15 protein-coding genes are annotated in these 15719 nt (G+C 74.9%); 6 read left to right on the top strand and 9 right to left on the bottom strand.

Annotation, left to right across the window (positions count from 1 at the left end; genetic code table 11):
- Positions 1-3 precede the first annotated feature (3 nt).
- The 4 genes from B056_RS0102585 to B056_RS0102570 all read right to left on the bottom strand — a co-directional run bounded on the left by B056_RS0102585 (position 4) and on the right by B056_RS0102570 (position 4285).
- Entirely contained in the window at positions 4-1194 is a 1191-nt protein-coding gene (locus B056_RS0102585; RefSeq protein WP_026239247.1) for a TAXI family TRAP transporter solute-binding subunit, read from the bottom strand.
- 281 nt (positions 1195-1475) lie between these two features.
- Positions 1476-3314 (bottom strand): hypothetical protein, encoded by a 1839-nt coding sequence (locus B056_RS34800; RefSeq protein ID WP_018500341.1) that lies wholly within the window; start codon positions 3312-3314, stop codon positions 1476-1478.
- Between the two features lie 276 nt (positions 3315-3590).
- A complete protein-coding gene (locus B056_RS0102575) occupies positions 3591-4082 on the bottom strand; it encodes a hypothetical protein (protein WP_018500340.1) in 492 nt (163 codons plus the stop codon).
- Positions 4079-4285 (bottom strand): hypothetical protein, encoded by a 207-nt coding sequence (locus B056_RS0102570; RefSeq protein ID WP_018500339.1) that lies wholly within the window; start codon positions 4283-4285, stop codon positions 4079-4081. Before B056_RS0102570 ends, B056_RS0102575 begins: the two co-directional genes overlap by 4 nt.
- 126 nt (positions 4286-4411) lie before the next feature.
- Between B056_RS0102570 and B056_RS0102565 the strand changes: the two genes are divergently transcribed.
- Complete coding sequence (locus B056_RS0102565; RefSeq protein WP_018500338.1) at positions 4412-5293, top strand: TIGR03854 family LLM class F420-dependent oxidoreductase; 882 nt, start codon at positions 4412-4414, stop codon at positions 5291-5293.
- A gap of 57 nt (positions 5294-5350) precedes the next feature.
- On the opposite strand, the gene B056_RS0102560 is transcribed toward B056_RS0102565, so the two are convergent.
- On the bottom strand, positions 5351-6112 hold the full coding sequence (locus B056_RS0102560) for an SDR family NAD(P)-dependent oxidoreductase (protein ID WP_018500337.1): 762 nt from the start codon (positions 6110-6112) through the stop codon (positions 5351-5353).
- Between the two features lie 364 nt (positions 6113-6476).
- Between B056_RS0102560 and B056_RS0102555 the strand changes: the two genes are divergently transcribed.
- Entirely contained in the window at positions 6477-6896 is a 420-nt protein-coding gene (locus B056_RS0102555) for a hypothetical protein (RefSeq protein WP_026239246.1), read from the top strand.
- A 76-nt stretch (positions 6897-6972) separates the two neighbouring features.
- On the opposite strand, the gene B056_RS0102550 is transcribed toward B056_RS0102555, so the two are convergent.
- Both B056_RS0102550 and B056_RS34795 read right to left on the bottom strand, forming a co-directional pair.
- On the bottom strand, positions 6973-7779 hold the full coding sequence (locus B056_RS0102550) for an SDR family oxidoreductase (RefSeq protein WP_018500335.1): 807 nt from the start codon (positions 7777-7779) through the stop codon (positions 6973-6975).
- Positions 7780-7883: 104 nt separating this feature from the next.
- Positions 7884-9359 carry an adenylate/guanylate cyclase domain-containing protein gene (locus B056_RS34795; RefSeq protein ID WP_018500334.1) on the bottom strand — a complete coding sequence of 492 codons (1476 nt, stop codon included), beginning with the start codon at positions 9357-9359 and terminating at the stop codon, positions 7884-7886.
- 531 nt (positions 9360-9890) lie between these two features.
- Between B056_RS34795 and B056_RS0102540 the strand changes: the two genes are divergently transcribed.
- The 4 genes from B056_RS0102540 (at position 9891) to B056_RS0102530 (ending at position 14470) form a co-directional block, all read left to right on the top strand.
- Positions 9891-11132, top strand: coding sequence for a phosphatase PAP2 family protein (locus B056_RS0102540; RefSeq protein ID WP_018500333.1), 1242 nt, complete (start codon positions 9891-9893; stop codon positions 11130-11132).
- Between the two features lie 49 nt (positions 11133-11181).
- A complete protein-coding gene (locus tag B056_RS34790) occupies positions 11182-12390 on the top strand; it encodes an FAD-dependent oxidoreductase (protein WP_018500332.1) in 1209 nt (402 codons plus the stop codon).
- 17 nt (positions 12391-12407) lie between these two features.
- On the top strand, positions 12408-12662 hold the full coding sequence (locus B056_RS43920) for an FAD-dependent oxidoreductase (RefSeq protein ID WP_020572276.1): 255 nt from the start codon (positions 12408-12410) through the stop codon (positions 12660-12662).
- Positions 12663-12790: 128 nt separating this feature from the next.
- Positions 12791-14470, top strand: coding sequence for a PAS domain S-box protein (locus B056_RS0102530; RefSeq protein WP_020572275.1), 1680 nt, complete (start codon positions 12791-12793; stop codon positions 14468-14470).
- A gap of 30 nt (positions 14471-14500) precedes the next feature.
- On the opposite strand, the gene B056_RS0102525 is transcribed toward B056_RS0102530, so the two are convergent.
- Together B056_RS0102525 and B056_RS34785 are read right to left on the bottom strand one after the other, a co-directional pair.
- Positions 14501-15178 (bottom strand): histidine kinase, encoded by a 678-nt coding sequence (locus B056_RS0102525; protein WP_018500329.1) that lies wholly within the window; start codon positions 15176-15178, stop codon positions 14501-14503.
- Entirely contained in the window at positions 15175-15585 is a 411-nt protein-coding gene (locus B056_RS34785) for a response regulator (protein WP_018500328.1), read from the bottom strand. The genes B056_RS0102525 and B056_RS34785 overlap by 4 nt, the downstream gene beginning before the upstream one ends.
- Positions 15586-15719 lie beyond the last annotated feature (134 nt).

Below are 15719 nucleotides of genomic sequence, written 5' to 3'. Positions count from 1 at the left end.
GGGTCACCGGCCACAGTCGGGTCCGCGGTCGAACCGTAGCCGGTAGTACTCGGCGGCGGCCGGATGCAGCGGGACGTAGCAGAACAGCGGGCTCTCGTAGACGGTCAGCGCGTCCGGGACGCGGCGGCCGGCCGGGTTGTCGCCCCACAGGGCGCGTTCGTACTCGGCCGGATCGGCGAAGAGGTCGGCTGTCGCCCGCCGGACCAGCGCCGGGTCGGCCCGCTCGTGCGCCAGGACGCCGTTGGGCAGCGAGACGGTGTCCACGTCCGTCATCCCCGGGTAGTCCCGTGGCCCGAGGTGGCCGGGGGGGAAGACGGTGCCGGGGAAGTACCGCCCGGGTGGGTGGTAGACCTCCTCCCAGTTCGCCGCGATCGCGTCGCGGAACTGCCCCAGGTCGAGGACCTGCAGTTTCGCGCCGCTCGCGAGCTCGGTCCGGATGCGCTCGGTGCCGGCGCCACCGGCCCAGAACACCGCGTCGACGGCGCCGGCGACCAGCAGCCGCAGCCCGTCGTCGATGGAGCCGTCCTCCAGCCGCGGTCGGCACCCGCTGCTCGGCAGGCCGACGTGCAGGAGGACGTCGCCGATCTGGCGGGTGCCCGAGTTCTGCTGCCCGGCGGCGATGGCCCGGTCGCAGAGGTCGGCGAAGGTCCGCACGTCCGCGCCGGTGCCGGGCGGGCTGGTCCCGGGCGCGCGGACGATCACGTGGAGGAGGTCGTCGTGGGCGGGCCCGAGGGTGCGCAGCCCGTCGACGAGGTGGCCGCCCCGCTGGGGGGAGAACTGGTGGATGGCGGACCCGGCGTCCACGGTCGTGCTGAGCTGGGCCAGCGCCAGGGAGCACGTCCGGTACTGCTGTTCCTCCAGGTGGTAGATGTTCTCCGCGGAGCCACCGGTCGTGACGACCTCGACGTCCCAGTGCTCGGGGGCGGCCTGCAGCCGGGTGCGCAGCACCCGCGCGAACCGGTTGTACGGCGAGTCCACCTGGCCGGTGAAGATCTTCACGTTCTGGCAGGACGTCGACTGCCGCCCCGGTGGCCAGGCCGGGCTCGGCGGGTCGTCGCGGGCGGTCAGGCCGAGGCCGACCGCCACCGCGGCGCAGAGCGCCACAAGGCTGACGACCGTGGCCCGTTGCAGGGTCGTCAGCGTTGCGCCCGACCGGTCGGGTCGCGGCCGGCCGAGCCTGGATTCCGTGGACAACCCCGCATCCTTAGAACGACCTCAGAATGACGATCCGTGCCGGACGCTGTTCGGAGCGGGCACGTCCGAACCGGACGCCGAAACGTTGCGCCGCAGGCTATCGACCGGCGATTAACCGGCAGTCAACAGCCGGGCCCCCGTCCTGTCCCGCGGTTTGGCTGTCGAACTCCGGACACCTGGTCACAGCGCGTCGCACGGGCGGGCCACACCGGGGTACCGGTGGCGCGCACGGGACGGTGCTCAGAGCACGGTGTTCAGTCGCAGTGTTCAGATCACGGTGATCAGGGCGTTGTCAGCCACAGCCGGACCCCGGCGACGTCCGCCGGCCCGGCGCCGGCCAGGCCGGTGACCAGCCGGGCGAGCTCGTCACGGTGCGCGGTCGGGCCGAGGATCACCGCGGCGGGCGCGAGCCGGTCGAAGGCGGCGCGCACGGCGGGATCGGCCAGCGCGCCCGCCGCGTCCGCCCGGCCCTGCTCGATCGCGACCAGCGCGCTGTTGAGCGGGTCGGTCCACGCGTTGAACACGGCGCGCCCGTCCGGCCCCGGGACGGTGCAGTAGCAGCCCGCGAGCCGGAACCGGTAGCCCGCCTCGGCCTGCCAGAGCATCGCCTCGGTGCGGGTCGGATAGGGATAGGGCAGCACCAGCGCCGTCGAGCCCGCGGGAACGGCCCGGACGGCGTCGCCGGTGAAGAAGGCGGGTGTCGAGACCGGCGTCGCCACGTGGCTGCGCGGCACGAGCGGCGCCAGCAGTACCGCGGTGAGCAGCACCAGCCCGGCCCGGGCGACCGGCCACGGCAGCCGGGCGGAGTCGGCCAGCCGGGCGGAGTCGGCCAGCCGGGTCAGGCCCACGGCGAGCACGATCGCCACCGACATCGCCAGGTAGAGCGCGAGCCGGGACGGGAGCGCGCTGCTGATCACCGGGAGGCTCTCCAGCGGCAGCCAGGGCAGGCGGATCCCGGTGACCCGTCCGTCCACGTGCAGGTGCCCGCCCAGGGAGAGCAGCGCCGTCACCGCGCCGAGCGGGGCGAACAGCGCCACCAGCGGCTCGCGGCGGAACCGGACGGCGATCGCGGCCACCCCGAGCAGCAGCGGAAGCCCCAGGTAGCCGGTCACCTCGACCGCGTTGCCGGTGAAACGCACGCTGTGCCGCAGCGCGACGTCGGGCGCGATCCGCTGGGCCGGGGTCGGTGTGACGAAGGTCAGCAGATCGGACACCGCGACGTTGTGCGGCTGGATGTTGCCGTGGACCCGCTGGCCGCCGAGGAACTGCGCGGTCAGCGGCCAGGCGAGCAACGCCCCGGCCGTCGCGCCGCAGGCCGCCAGGCCACGCAGGAGCGCGCCCACCCGCGCGCGGACGGCGGCGCGGTGGGTCAGCCCGGCGATGACGAGCCCGAGCGCGCCGAGCAGCGCGGCGGTGGCGAGGACCTCCTCGCTGATCATGGCCTGGGCGGCGACCGCGAGGCCGAGCCGCACCCCGGTGCGCACCGGCGGGCGCCGGCGCACGATCAGGTCGTCGAGCAGGAGCAGCAGCAGCGGCGGGAAGACGGCGAAGGTCAGATGCAGGTGCCCGTACGACTCGCCGACCAGGTACGGGCCGAAGCCGTAGAGCAGGCCGGCGACGGCGGCCGGCGCCGCCGGCACCCAGCGCCGCAGCACCCAGAACAGGGCGAACGCGGAGAGCGCCGGCGCCAGCGTCAGCAGCAGGGTGAGGGAGACGACGGGGCCGAACAGCGCGGTCACCGGCGCCGTCACCAGCCCGAGCAGCGGGACGGGTGTGCTCCACAGGATGTTCGTGCCAGTCGGGGCGTTCAGGTACGAGGTGACGAACGGGTCGAGACCTTCGGACAGGGCGTGCGGAACCCAGCCGAGATACCACGCGAACAGCACGGAATCGCTGTAGCCGTAGACCACGCCGCCCGGATCGGCCCACGCGGAGCGGAAGACGACGACGGCGAGCGTGAGGTACCCCGCGAGGACCGCGACCGGAACCAGCCCCGCGCGGCCCCGCGGCGGCCTGCGCCGGCGGTGACGGCGGTGGTGATGGCTCGGCCGCGGCCCGTCCGAGGGCTCGGCGGACTCGCCGGTTTCGGTGGGGTCCGCCGCGGTGCCGGTTGTCCGCACGGTTCCCCCTCGCTGCGCGCCCGTCGCGCCACCTGGGGTCGGGCGCGCTCCACCAGGGAGTGATCTGCCGCGACGAGACCCGGTTAAGCCCGCCTCGTGGCGTTGCGTGCTGATCTGACCCTAGCCGGCCAGGTCGTATTCCTGGTCGCCGCGTGTGACCTGGTATGGGCACAAAGACACTTCTGGTCACCCCCGTTCAGGTATTGGTCAGATTTACGCCACGTTGGGTGACCATTTCTGGGTGGGTGATCACGGGTGCGCCCATCGGTCATCGGGCTATTCGCCCGGCCCGGCGGGGCCCGGGTCGGCCGGCTCGCCGCCGCGGGGCCCCGCGGCGTGCCACTCGGCGACCAGAGCCGGCCACCTGCGGTAACGCGCGACCGCGTACCGGGGGGAGACGACGCCGCGGGGGTCGAAGACCGCGACCGGGTAGCCCAGCTGTGCCCGGTAGCCGCGCTCGGCGACGACCACCCGGCCGCCGAGCCGGGCCACGCCGATCACGCAGGGGCATCTCGTCCACCGGGGCAGCCGCGCCGTGATCAGCAGGGACGGATCGCGCCAGGCGTAGAGGCCGCACACGCAGTCCGCGCCCGGCAGGCGGTCGTGCTGCTCCTGCCCGGAATCGTCGGTGCGCAGGCAGTGCGCCTCGGTCAGGCCGTCCGGACGCCACAGCAGGAACTCGGGCGGGAAGGGTGACCAGGGGGTCCAGGCGGGGCGCAGCAGGCCGTCGGAGTCGACCGCCCACTGGCGCCACCCGAGCAGGCTCACCGCGGGAGCGGCCCGCGGCCGTCCTGCCCGGCCCGCCCGGTGCGGGCCGGCTCCTTCTCCGGCTCGGCCGGCACCGGCACCGGCACCGGTGGTGCGGTTGCCGGTGGTGCGGGGACCGGCGCGGGAGCCGTCAGCGGCTCCTGTTCCGGGAATCCGATCGGTTCGTCCTCGACGATGCGTTCCGGCTTGCCGACGTCGCCCATCAGACGACGGTCCTCCGGGATTCCCGCTGGGGTCAATGCCCCGATTTGCCTGTCTCGCCGGGGCAAGCGGGCTACCCGGGGTCCCGGCGCGGGGCCCCGGGTAGCGTTTCGACCTAGGCTGACCGCATGAAGGTGCGCATCGGTATCGGGTTCGCCGCCGTGCCCGGCCGGGATTTCGCCGCCCGCGTCGACGCCGCCGAGGCCCTCGGTGTGGACTCGTTGTGGCTTTCCGAGCAGCTCTCCGCCGCGAACGTCGACCCGCTCGCCGGAATGGCGTACGCCCTGGGCCGCACCAGCTCGATCAAGGTGGGTACCGGGGTCGCCGTCCTGCCCGGCCGCAACCCCGTTCTGCTGGCCAAGCAGCTCGCCACCATGGCCGCGCTGGCGCCGCGGCGGGTCCTGCCGGTGCTCGGGCTCGGGCCGGCCCGCCCGGCCGAGCGCGACGCGTTCCCGGTGCCCGCCGGGCGGCGCGGCGCGGTGTTCGACGAGGCGCTCCAGCTCCTGCGCCGGATGCTCGCCGAGGAGACGGTGACCTTCCACGGCGAGTTCTTCGACGTCACCGACATCGGGATCGGGGACCGCCCGGACCGTCCACTCGACATCTGGCTCGGCGGGGCCGCGCCGGCCGCGCTGCGCCGCATCGGCCGGTACGGGGACGGCTGGCTGGCCAGTCTGCTCGACCCCGCCGAGGCCGCCGCGGGCATCGCCGCGATCAACACGGCCGCCGCGCAGGCCGGGCGCGAGGTCGATCCGGAACACCACGGGCTGAGCCTGCGGATCGCGTTCGGCGAGGTTCCCGGGGCGACGGCGGCGGCACTGCGGGGGCGGCGCCCCGGGCGCGACCCGGCCGACCTCGTCCCGCGCGGCTGGGCGCAGGCCCGTGAGATCGTCGCCCGGTACGTGGACGCCGGGGTCAGCAAGTTCGTCGTGTACCCGCTGATCGACTCCGCCGGCTGGCCGGAGTTCCTCGACGGGTTCGCCCGCGAGCTCATGCCGCTGGAGACCTGACCGGCTCCCCGGGGCGGCACGGTCCCCGGGACAGCGGGATCACCGTGGGCGGCGCGGTCAGGTGATGGAGACGCCGCCGTCCACGACGAGGGTCTGCCCGGTGACGTAGCCGCCGGCGTCGGAGGCCAGGAAGACCAGCGCGGCGGTGAGCTCCTCGAGGTCGCCGAAGCGGCCGGCGAGGATGCGTCCCGACTGGCTCTCCAGGTACCCGGGCCGGTACTGGTCGGTCATCTCGGACTCGAAGAACCCCGGGGCCAGGGCGTTCACCCGGATCCCGCGCCGTCCCGTCCACTGCTGGGCGAGGTCGCGGGTCAGCCCGAGCAGCGCCGCCTTGCTGGCCGAGTAGGCGGCCTGCGGGAGGCCGGCGGTGGTCAGGCCGAGCACGCTGGAGATGTTGATGATGCTGCTGCCCGGTCGCATGACGGCCGCGGCGGCCTGGGCCATCCAGTAGCAGCCGTTGAGGTTGACGTCGATGACCGAGCGGAACTGCTCCGGGGTCTCCCGCAGCGCCGGGTGCGCCGAACCGACTCCGGCGTTGTTGACCAGGATGTCGACCCGCCCGAAGGCGTCCATGGCGGCCGCGACGAGGGCCTGGCACGACCGCGGGTCGGCCACGTCGGTGCCGACGGCGACGGCGCGGCGGCCCGCCGCCTCGACCAGCGCGGCGGTCGAGGCCAGGCGGTCGGTGCGCCGGGCACCGAGAGTGACGTCCGCGCCGGCCTGGGCGAGCCCGCGGGCGAAGCCGACACCGATCCCCGACGAGGCGCCGGTGACGATGGCGACTCGGCCGTCGAGGCGAAATCTGTCCAGGACCGACATCTGCCGCCGCCTTCGCTCCGCTCGGATGACATACCGGACGGACGGCGCGTACCCGCTGGGTGAGCTCCGCCGGTCGCGCCCGGGATCTCAGGATTCTCGGCCCCGCGGCGACCGGCCGCGACTGGTCCGCGTACGAGCGATCGGGGTGGGGCAGAAAGAAGATGACGGCGCCCGGATCACGTGGTAAGGGCAGGTCCGCGGATGCGGGGTGATCGAAGGGATGACGAGTCGGATGAGTGAACCACGAACGTTCCGCAAAATCAGATCTCCTTCGGCACTTCCCCTTTCTGGTGTTTCCCATCACAATCGTGGCCACCATCCTCGGCGGTAACTCGACCGGGACGGCGCCGGCGGAGGAGGAACCGTGGAGCAGGCTGAGGGACGTCGACTCGCCACGCGGACGACGTCGGGAAGTCATGTGATCGTGGGCCTACGCGCGGGTGACGCCGGAGATCTCGCCGATGTCCTGCTCGCCGCCGAGCTCGCGGCGCGCATGGGTTCCCGCTTAGTGGTGGTCGCCGTGCGTGACCGCTGGACGAGATGGGCCCGGTGGTCGGCCGGGATGTACGGAGCCTTCGGCATGGAGGGCGTGGCCTACGCGTCCCGCAGTGCCGAGCAGGAGGTCGACGACGAGTTCCAGCAGCGTGTCGCCGACGTCGTGGGCCTGGTGAACGTCGAGTGGACGCTGGAGTGGGTCAGCGGCTCCTGCGAACGGGCGGCCCTGCGCTACGCCCGCCGAAACCCCACCGCGCTGGTCATGTTCCGGCCCCCGTCGGCCCGGTAGCCGCGCCCGTCCCGGTCCCGGTCCCGGGCCGCTCCCGGGCCTGGGCCGTGTCCGGGCCGCCCCGGTCAGCCCCCGTTCAGCGGCCGCCGGCGACGTCCAGGATCGCCCCGGTCGTGTAGGACGCGGCCGGCGAGCACAGCCAGGCCACGGCCTGGGCGACCTCGTCGGCGGTGCCCACGCGGCCGATCGGGATGCTGCCCGCCATCCGGGCGGGCCGCCCCGGGTCCCCGCTGCTGGTGTGGATGTCGGTGGCGATGATCCCCGGTCGGACGGCGTTGACCCGCACGCCCTCGCCCGCGACCTCCCGGGCCAGGCCGAGAGTCAGCGTGTCGATCGCGCCCTTGCTCGCCGCGTAGTCGACGTACAGCCCCGGACTGCCGAGCCTGGCCGCCGCCGACGACATGTTCACGATCGACCCGCCGGCGCCGCCGTGCCGGGTCGACATCCGGCGGACGGCCTCCCCGGCGCACAGGATCGGCGAGACCGTGTTCACAGTGAACATCCGGGTCAGCCGGCCGGCGGTCATCTCGTCCAGCCGCGTCTGGCGGTCGACGATCCCGGCGTTGTTCACCAGGACGGTGAGCGGGCCGAGGCGGTCCGCCGCGGTGAAGACGCCGGGGACCTGCTCCGGGTCGGCGAGGTCCGCGGCGACCGCGACGGCGCCGGTCGGCGTGCCGAGGGCCCGCGCGGCGGCGTCGCACTCCCGGACGACCGCCGCGGCGGCGGCCTCGTCCGACCGGTAGGTGACGCAGACCGTCCACCCGGCCCGCGCCAGCAGACGGGCGCAGGCGGCGCCGATGCCCCGGCTGCCCCCGGTCACGACGGCGACCCCCCGGCCCCCGCTCGGCGGTGTCGCCTGGTCTGCCCACTCCGGCTGCGTCATCGTGATCCTCCCGATCAGCCGGGATCCTCCCGGCGGCCCCGGCCCGAGTTCCGGGGCCCATCCTGCATCGGGCGGGCTCGTCCCCGGGACTCAGGCGGCGGGACTCAGGCGGCGGAGCGGGCCAGCAGGCGGCGGCGGCGCGGCGGCGGGACCGGGACGGTGGCGGGACCTGAGACGGGGGCGGGGGTGGGGGCGGAGTCGCCGCCGGCGACGATCTGGTAGGCCCGGACGTCCCCGACCCGTCCCTTGACCGGCCGCGGGTCGAGGGGGACGACGACATCCGCGGGCAGCGCCGACGCGGTCGCCGCGCTCACGATCGTCACGCCCGCCTCCGCCATCGTCTGGAGCCGCTGCGCGAGGTTCATCGTGTCCCCGACCAGGGTGTACTCCCGGTGCGCGTCGCAGCCCAGCAGGGCCGCCGCGACCTCGCCGGTGGAGACCCCGATGCCCAGCCCGAACGGCTCCAGGCGACGCCTGGTCCACCGCTCGTCCAGGACGCGCTGGCGCCGGTGCATCGCGGCGGCGGCGCGCACCGCCCGCTCCCGGTGGTCGCTGGTCGGGTCCGGCGCGCCGAAGACGGCGATCACCGCGTCCCCGGCGTACTGCAGCACGGTGCCGCCCTCGGCCAGGATCGCCGCGTTCATCTCCCGCCGGTGCTCGTCGAGCTGGTGCGCCAGCACCATCGGGTCGGTGCGCTGCGCGATGCCCGAGTACCCGCGGACGTCCGACATCAGCACGGTGACGACGAGGCGTTCGGCGCGGCTCGCGGCGGTGGCGTCGTCGCGCAGCTTCTGCGCCAGGCCGCTGGGCAGCAGCCTGGTCAGGGCGACGTCCTGTTCCGCGCGCTTCATCAGCGCCTCGTGCAGCATGCGCAGCCGACGCAGCGCGCCGGCCTGGCCCGAGCTCGCGCCCTGGGCGAGCCGCAGCAGCAGCGCGTCGATCGCCGCGTTGACGGCGGCCGGGGTGTCGCCGTGGTCGGCGGCGATGGCGGCCACGGGACGCCCGTGGGCGACGTCGCGCAGCAGCTCCTCCTGCTCGCGGGTCAGCGTCCCGGCCTCGCGGACGGGCGTCATCACCGCGGCGACGATGTCCGGGTCCAGCATGGAGCCGCCCCCGGCGACCTCGCGGATGGCGCGGGCCAGCAGGTCCGGGTCGGCGACCCGCTCCTTGAGCAGGTAGGCGTAGCCGGACAGGCCGTCGCGCAGCAGCGTGATCGCGTAGTCGGGCTCGTCGTACTGGGAGAGCAGCACGATGCCGGTCGCCGGGCTCGCCGCCCGGATGCGCCGGGCCGCCCGCACCCCCTCGTCGGTGAAGTCCGGCGGCATCCGGATGTCGGTGAGGACGACTCTGGGGCGCAGCCGCGCGGCTGCGCGGACCAGCTCGTCGTGGTCGGCGGCGACACCGATGACCTCGATGTCGGCGACCCGGGAGAGCAACGCCCGGACGCCCTCCCGGACGATCAGGTTGTCGTCGGCGAGCAGCACGGTGATCGCCGCGGCGCTCCCGGTCCCGTCCGTTGGTCGGTGGCTGCCTGGTTCGTGGCCTGGTGTGGTGTCGCCCGCCGTGCCGTTGCGCGCCATGGTTCCATTCAGCCCGGTTCGGCCGCACCGTCGCCAGCAGGCCAGGGTCACCCGCGCGGGGGTGCTGGCACCACCTTCGACGGGCCGACTGGCCTCACCGGCGCCGCCCGCCGGAGCGGAGCCGGCCGTATCACGGCCGGGGGCGGTGACCCCATCTCGATCGGGGGGCTGGCACCACTGCCTTTCCGGGTCGAAGAGCCGACACTCGGACGGGTCGCGGCCAACGCCCGTCGAGGCCGCGCACAGCCGGGGCCGACGGAGTCCGGGAATTGTCGGACCCGTCGGCGACACTCGGGACGTCGTGTCCGTGGCGCCCAGCGTCATCGGTCCGTCAGCGTCATCGGTCCGTCGGTGTTCAGCGGTCCAGCGTTCAGTGGTCCGTCGGCGGTATCGGTTGCCGAGTGAAATCGGTTGCTGTGTGGCGTTGGTTTGCCGAGTGTTGGTTCGCGGGGGCGGTCGCCGGGTGTCACGTCCGGTGCGGTGGGCCCGTCCTGTGGGCGGGTCCGGAACGCGTCGACGAGGAGGGGAAACATGGTCGGGGCTCCTTCGGCCGCGCTGCCACGGCAGCGGCCCGCGGCCGTACCTGTGGCGTTGCCTGGGCTGGTTCCCTTCGCGCCACCACCGGCGGCCGCGGCCGCGCGCCGTGCCGGCGCGGCGCGCGCCGGCGGGCCGCCCGGCCTGGGCGACGCGGCACCCGTCGCGCCGGGGGCCGTGGGCCGCCCGGAGGCCGTCGCCCGGCTCGCCCGGGTCGGGGCGTGGCCCGCGCACGCCCTCGAGCGGGTGCGCCCGCGGTGGGCGGGAGCCCGGCTCGGCCTGCTCGCCTACACACTGGGCCAGGTCATCCTGCTCGGGCTGCTCTATGTCGGTTACAGCCTGAGCCGGCACCTGGCCACCGGCCGCGAGCCCGAGGCGCTCGGGCACGCCGTCGACGTGTGGCGGCTGGAGCGGTTCCTGCGGCTGCCCGACGAGGCCGCGCTGCAGGGCGCCGCGTTGGCGCACCAGTGGCTGCCGCACGGGGCGAACTGGTACTACGTCGGCGTCCACTTCCCGGCGGCCATCACGCTGCTGGTGTGGGTGTTCGCCCGGCACCGCGACCACTGGCGCCGCGTCCGCAACGTGATCATCCTGGCGACCGGCGCCGGCCTGGTGATCCACCTGTTCTACCCGCTCGCGCCGCCGCGTTTCCTGCCGCGGGTCGACTCGTCGGTCAGCCTGGTCGACACCGGCACGCTCCTCGGGCCCTCGCCGTACGGGAAGGGCAGCGGCGGGGTCGCCAACCAGTACGCCGCGATGCCCAGCCTGCACGTGGGGTGGGCGATCCTCGAGGCGTGGGCGGTGGTCACCATCCTGCGCCACCGGATGCGTTGGCTCGCCGTGATCCAGCCACTGGCGACGATCGCCGTGGTCGTGCTGACCGCCAACCACTTCTGGCTGGACGGCATCGTGGGCGGCACGCTGGTCGCGGGCGCGGTGCTGCTGGTCGGCCGCCGCCGCGCCGTGCCGGAGCAGCCCGCCCTGGTGAGCTTCGGGTTCCGGCCGGCCGCCTCCTCCGCGGTCTCGGCTGTGTCCCCGGGTGCCCCGGCAGGGGCTCCCGCCGGCACGCCCTCCGCGGCGGCACCGGCGGTGCCCGTGCAGTCGGCGGTGGCCTCGGAGTCGGCGGTACCCGGCGGGCCGGCAGCACCCACCCGGCCGGAGCCCGAAAGCCCCGGAACCGGGAACGCCCCCGGTGACAGGCCCGCGGCGCACGCCGATTCCGCGTCGGCCGTGACGTAGCGTGACACGGCCGCGGGAGCCCCGCGGCCACCGGATCTGCGGAGGCAGTGTGGAGACCGTCGACGTCGTGATCGTCGGGGCGGGGCTGGCCGGCCTCTCCGCGGCCGCCGGGCTCACGAGTACCGAACTCACCAGCGCCGGCTTCGCCGACCCCGGGCATCCCGGTGCCGTGCCTGCGGGTGCCGGGCTCGCCGACGTTCCACCCCCGGGCGCGGCCGCGCCACACCCCTCCGGCGCCTCGGAGCGGCTTGACGTCCTGGTGCTGGAGTCCGCCGACGACGTCGGCGGCCGGGTCCGCACGGACGAGGTGGGCGGCTTCCTGCTCGACCGCGGCTTCCAGGTGCTCCTGCCGTCCTACCCGGAGATCCGCCGGCAGGTCGACCTGCCGGCGCTCCAGCCGCGGGCCTTCCCCCGCTCCGTGCTGCTGCGCGACGGCGTGCGGTCGGTGCCGCTCGGTGACCCGCTCCAGGATGTCGCGGCTCTCGGCGGTCTCGTCCCGGGTCGGGCCCTGGGCGCCGTCGATCTCGCGAAGCTCGCCGCGACGTCCGCGCGGGCCGCGCTGGCCCGACCGGAGTCGATCATCGCCGGCCCCGAGCGGACGACCCGCGCCGAGCTGCTCGCCGTGGGGCTGTCACCGGGCGCGGTCGAACGCGTCCTGGCGCCGTTCCTGCGCGGGGTGTTCCTGGAGGGCGATCTCGACACGTCCAGCCGCTTCTTCCGTCTGGTGTGGCGTTGCTTCCTGCGCGCGGCCCCCGTCCTGCCCGCGCGCGGGATGGCCGAGCTGCCCCGCCAGCTCGCCGCCCGCCTGCCACCCGGGACCATCCGCTTCGGGCAGCGGGTCGTCGAGATCGCCGAAGCCCCCGGGGCGAACGGGCCGGCCACCGCCGGGCTGGCGGAGGTGCGGCTCGCCGGCGGTGGTGTGGTGCGCGCCCGCGCCGTGGTCGTCGCCACCGACGGCGAGGCGGCCGCCCGGCTGCTGCCCGGCCTGCGCGCGCCGCACTGGCACGGCGTCACGACGTGGTATTTCAGCGCGCCGGCACCGCCGATGCGCGGCGGCGCGCTCGTGCTGGACGCCCGGGCGAAGCCCGGCCCCGTCGTGAACACCGTCGTCCTCAGCGCGGTCGCGCCGGAGTACGCCCCGCCGGGCGCCGACCTCGTCGCCGCCTCCGTGCTCAGCGCGGGCGGCGCTGGTGCCAGCGGCAGCGGCAGCGGCGGTACCGGTACCGGTCCGCCGGAGGCGGCGGCAGCGGCGGTGTGAGTGCCGGCGGACCGGTGGTGGACGAGGCGACGGTGCGGCGCCAGCTCGCCCTGCTCTACGGCGCGGAGACGGCTGACTGGGCGACGCTGGCCCGGGTCGAGGTGCCGCGGGCGCTGCCCGCGATGCCCAGCCCGCACCCGCTGCGCCGGCCGGTGCGCCACTCACCCGGCCGGTACGTGTGCGGTGACCACCGGGACACCAGCTCCATCCAGGGCGCGCTGTTCTCCGGCCGGCGGGCGGCTGAGGCGGTCCGCCGGGATCTCACGCGCTGACCGCGGCGGCGGCTCGGCGGGGCACCCGGGCACGCTGACCTCGGCACCTGCTGGGATGATCGCGGCCGGGCCCGACTGATACCCGTTCGCGGTCGATCGTCCCGCGCCCTCCGGGCTAACATGTGTCATTGCGTGACACGTCGTTCACGGTCTGGGGGTACTTGTTGGCGGGTTATGCCGACGTGCCGCCCGGCAGCCTGCTGGACGCCGCGCCGGACGCGATCGTCGGCGTGCGGCCGGACGGGCGGATCGCACTGGTGAACGCGCAGGCCGAGCGGCTGTTCGGGTACGACCGGGAGGAGCTCGTCGGGCAACCGATGGAGATCCTCGTCCCCGAGTCGGCGCGGCACCTGCACCCGCGGCACCGCACCCGCTACTTCGGTGATCCGCGGCCGCGGCCGATGGGCGCGGGCATGCAGCTCGCGGCGCGGCGCCGGGACGGTACGGAGTTCCCCGCCGAGATCTCCCTGTCCGCGCTGGAGACCGAGGACGGACTGCTCGTCTCGGCCGCGATCCGGGACGTCACCGACCGGTTGGAGGCCCAGGCGGAGCGGGAGCGGCTGCGGGCGCAGGCGGAGCGGGAACGGCTGGAGGTGCAGCTGCACCAGTCGCAGCGGCTGGAGAGCCTCGGCCAGCTCGCCGGCGGCGTGGCGCACGACTTCAACAACCTGCTCGCTGTGATCATCAACTACACGGCCTTCGTCGGCGAGGTCGTCGCGGCGGCGGCCAAGGAGCAGGGCGGCCGGTGGGAGTCCGTCCGCCACGACATCGAACAGGTCCAGCGGGCGGCCGACCGGGCCGCCCAGCTGACCCACCAGCTGCTCGCCTTCGGCCGGCGTGAGGTGGTCCAGCCGCGTCCGCTGGACCTCAACGAGGTCGTCCACGACATGGAGCAGCTGCTGCGCCGCACCCTCGGCGAGCGGGTGCACCTGCACACCTCCGCCCACCCGGACCTGTGGACGGTGCTGGCCGACGTGGGCCAGATCGAGCAGGTGCTGGTGAACCTCGCCGTCAACGCGCGGGACGCGATGCCCGGCGGCGGCACGCTCACCATCGACACCTCGAACGTGAGCGTCGACGACGAGACGGCGGCCGCCCGCCCGGGGCCGCGCAGCGGGCGCTTCGTGCACCTGCGGGTCAGCGACAGCGGGACGGGCATGGCCCCGGAGGTCGCCGCGCGCGCCTTCGAGCCGTTCTTCACGACCAAGGCGAAGGGCGAGGGCTCCGGGCTGGGCCTGGCCACCGTCTACGGGATCATCACGCAGGCGGGCGGGCATGTGGAGATCCTGTCGACGCTCAACGTCGGCACCACCGTCAGCGCGCTGCTGCCGGCCGTGGACGGCGCCGTCCCGGTGGTCGAGGAGCAGCTCGCCGACGGTGAGCTGTTCGGCGGTGAGACGATCATGGTGGTCGAGGACGAGCCGGCCATGCGTGAGCTCACCCGTCGCATCCTCGCCCGCAACGGCTACCAGGTGATCACCGCGGCGAGTGGGTCCGAGGCGATCGCGCTGGCGGCGACGACGCGGGAGGAGGTCCACCTGCTGCTGACCGACGTGGTCATGCCCCAGCTGCTCGGCAGCGAGGTCGCCGAGCGGATCCGCCAGCGGCGACGGGACCTGCGCGTCCTCTACATGTCCGGTTACGCCCAGCCCGTGCTCGCCCAGAACGGGACGCTCGCCCCGGGGCTGGCCCTGCTGACCAAGCCGTTCTCCGAGCGGGTGCTGCTGTCGAAGGTGCGGGAGGTCCTCGACGCTCCCGGTGGCCCCTTCTCCCCGTTCGGCATGCAGACCTGGCCCCGGGCCGACTGACGGCGCCCACCCGTCCAGCCCGCGAGGTGCCTACCCGCCCACCTGCCCGGCCGGGGACGGCGCCCGCGGCAGCCGCACCGCCGCGGACCACGCGCTGGTGGCCGAGTCCGGGCTCAGCCGGACACCGAGGACGTCCGCGACCTGCCGCAGCCGTTCCAGCCGGCCCGCGGTGGCGGCGCCGGAACGGCCCCCGTCGGCGTAGGCGACCCGCAGGGCCAGCTCGACGTGCTCGGCGCTGGTCCGTACCGCCACCAGCGCGCGCGCCGGGCGCTCCAGCGGGTCGCTCTCCTGCAGCAGGAGCTGGACGGTCGCCAGCACGACCGCGACCTCGGTGACCACGGGCGGGGCGACGTCGATGTCCAGGCTGGTGTACAGCCGGTCGACGAGGACGCCCTCCACCCGCTGGATCAGGCCGAGCTCGAGCATCTGCCGGGCGCTGTTGCCGGGGCGGAACGGCGGTGGGGGCCGGTGCAGCGCGGTGGCGGCGTCCCGCAGCCGGGTCTCGATCTGGGTGATCCGCGCGGCGGCCTCGGCCGGCAGGCCGCGGCGCAGGCTCGCCAGCGACAGCAGGACCGCGGTGAGCTCCTGCATCGGACCGTCGTGGAGCTCCTCGACGAGGGCCCGGTTCGCGCGCTCCTGGAGCGCGATCATGAGGAACATCAGGCGGTCGGCGACCCGCGCGTCGCCGGCCGTCCCGGACTGGGTCATCCGGTCCGCCGCCGGAGCCCACCGCCCGGCGGTCCGCCGTCGATCGTGGGCCGGCCCGAGAGCCTGTTCACCGCGTTGAGCAGGTCGTCCGCCCGGAATGGCTTGAGCAGCACGGCGACGTCGTCCGGCGCCGGGTCGGTGGACGCGCCGGCGAGGATGAGGCATCTGCGCGGCACCAGCGGATCGTCCAGGCGCAGGGCGGCGAGCAGCTCGGTGCCCCGCTCGGCACCGAGCCGTGTGTCGATGACCAGCGCGTCGAAGTCGAGCGGCCGCAGGGCGAGCGCCTCCGCGACGCCGCCCGCCGTCTCGACGGACCAGCCGCCGTCGCACAGCACCCGGGCCACCAGCAGCCGGATCATCTCGTGGTCGTCGACGACGAGCGCTCGCGGCCGGCCGTGGGTGCGCATCTCGCCTCCGCCTGGGTTCCGCACACGCCACCTCGGTCGCCCCGAACCAGGGCCGTCTCGCCGTCTGTCACCCGAACGGCGCCACCATACGGCACGACCCTGACACTGGACGGCGCAACCGGCGAAACCGCATG

Origin of the sequence: Parafrankia discariae (assembly GCF_000373365.1) — a bacterium.
Lineage (GTDB): Bacteria > Actinomycetota > Actinomycetes > Frankiales > Frankiaceae > Parafrankia > Parafrankia discariae.
This window is presented reverse-complemented; position numbering and strand designations above follow the sequence as displayed.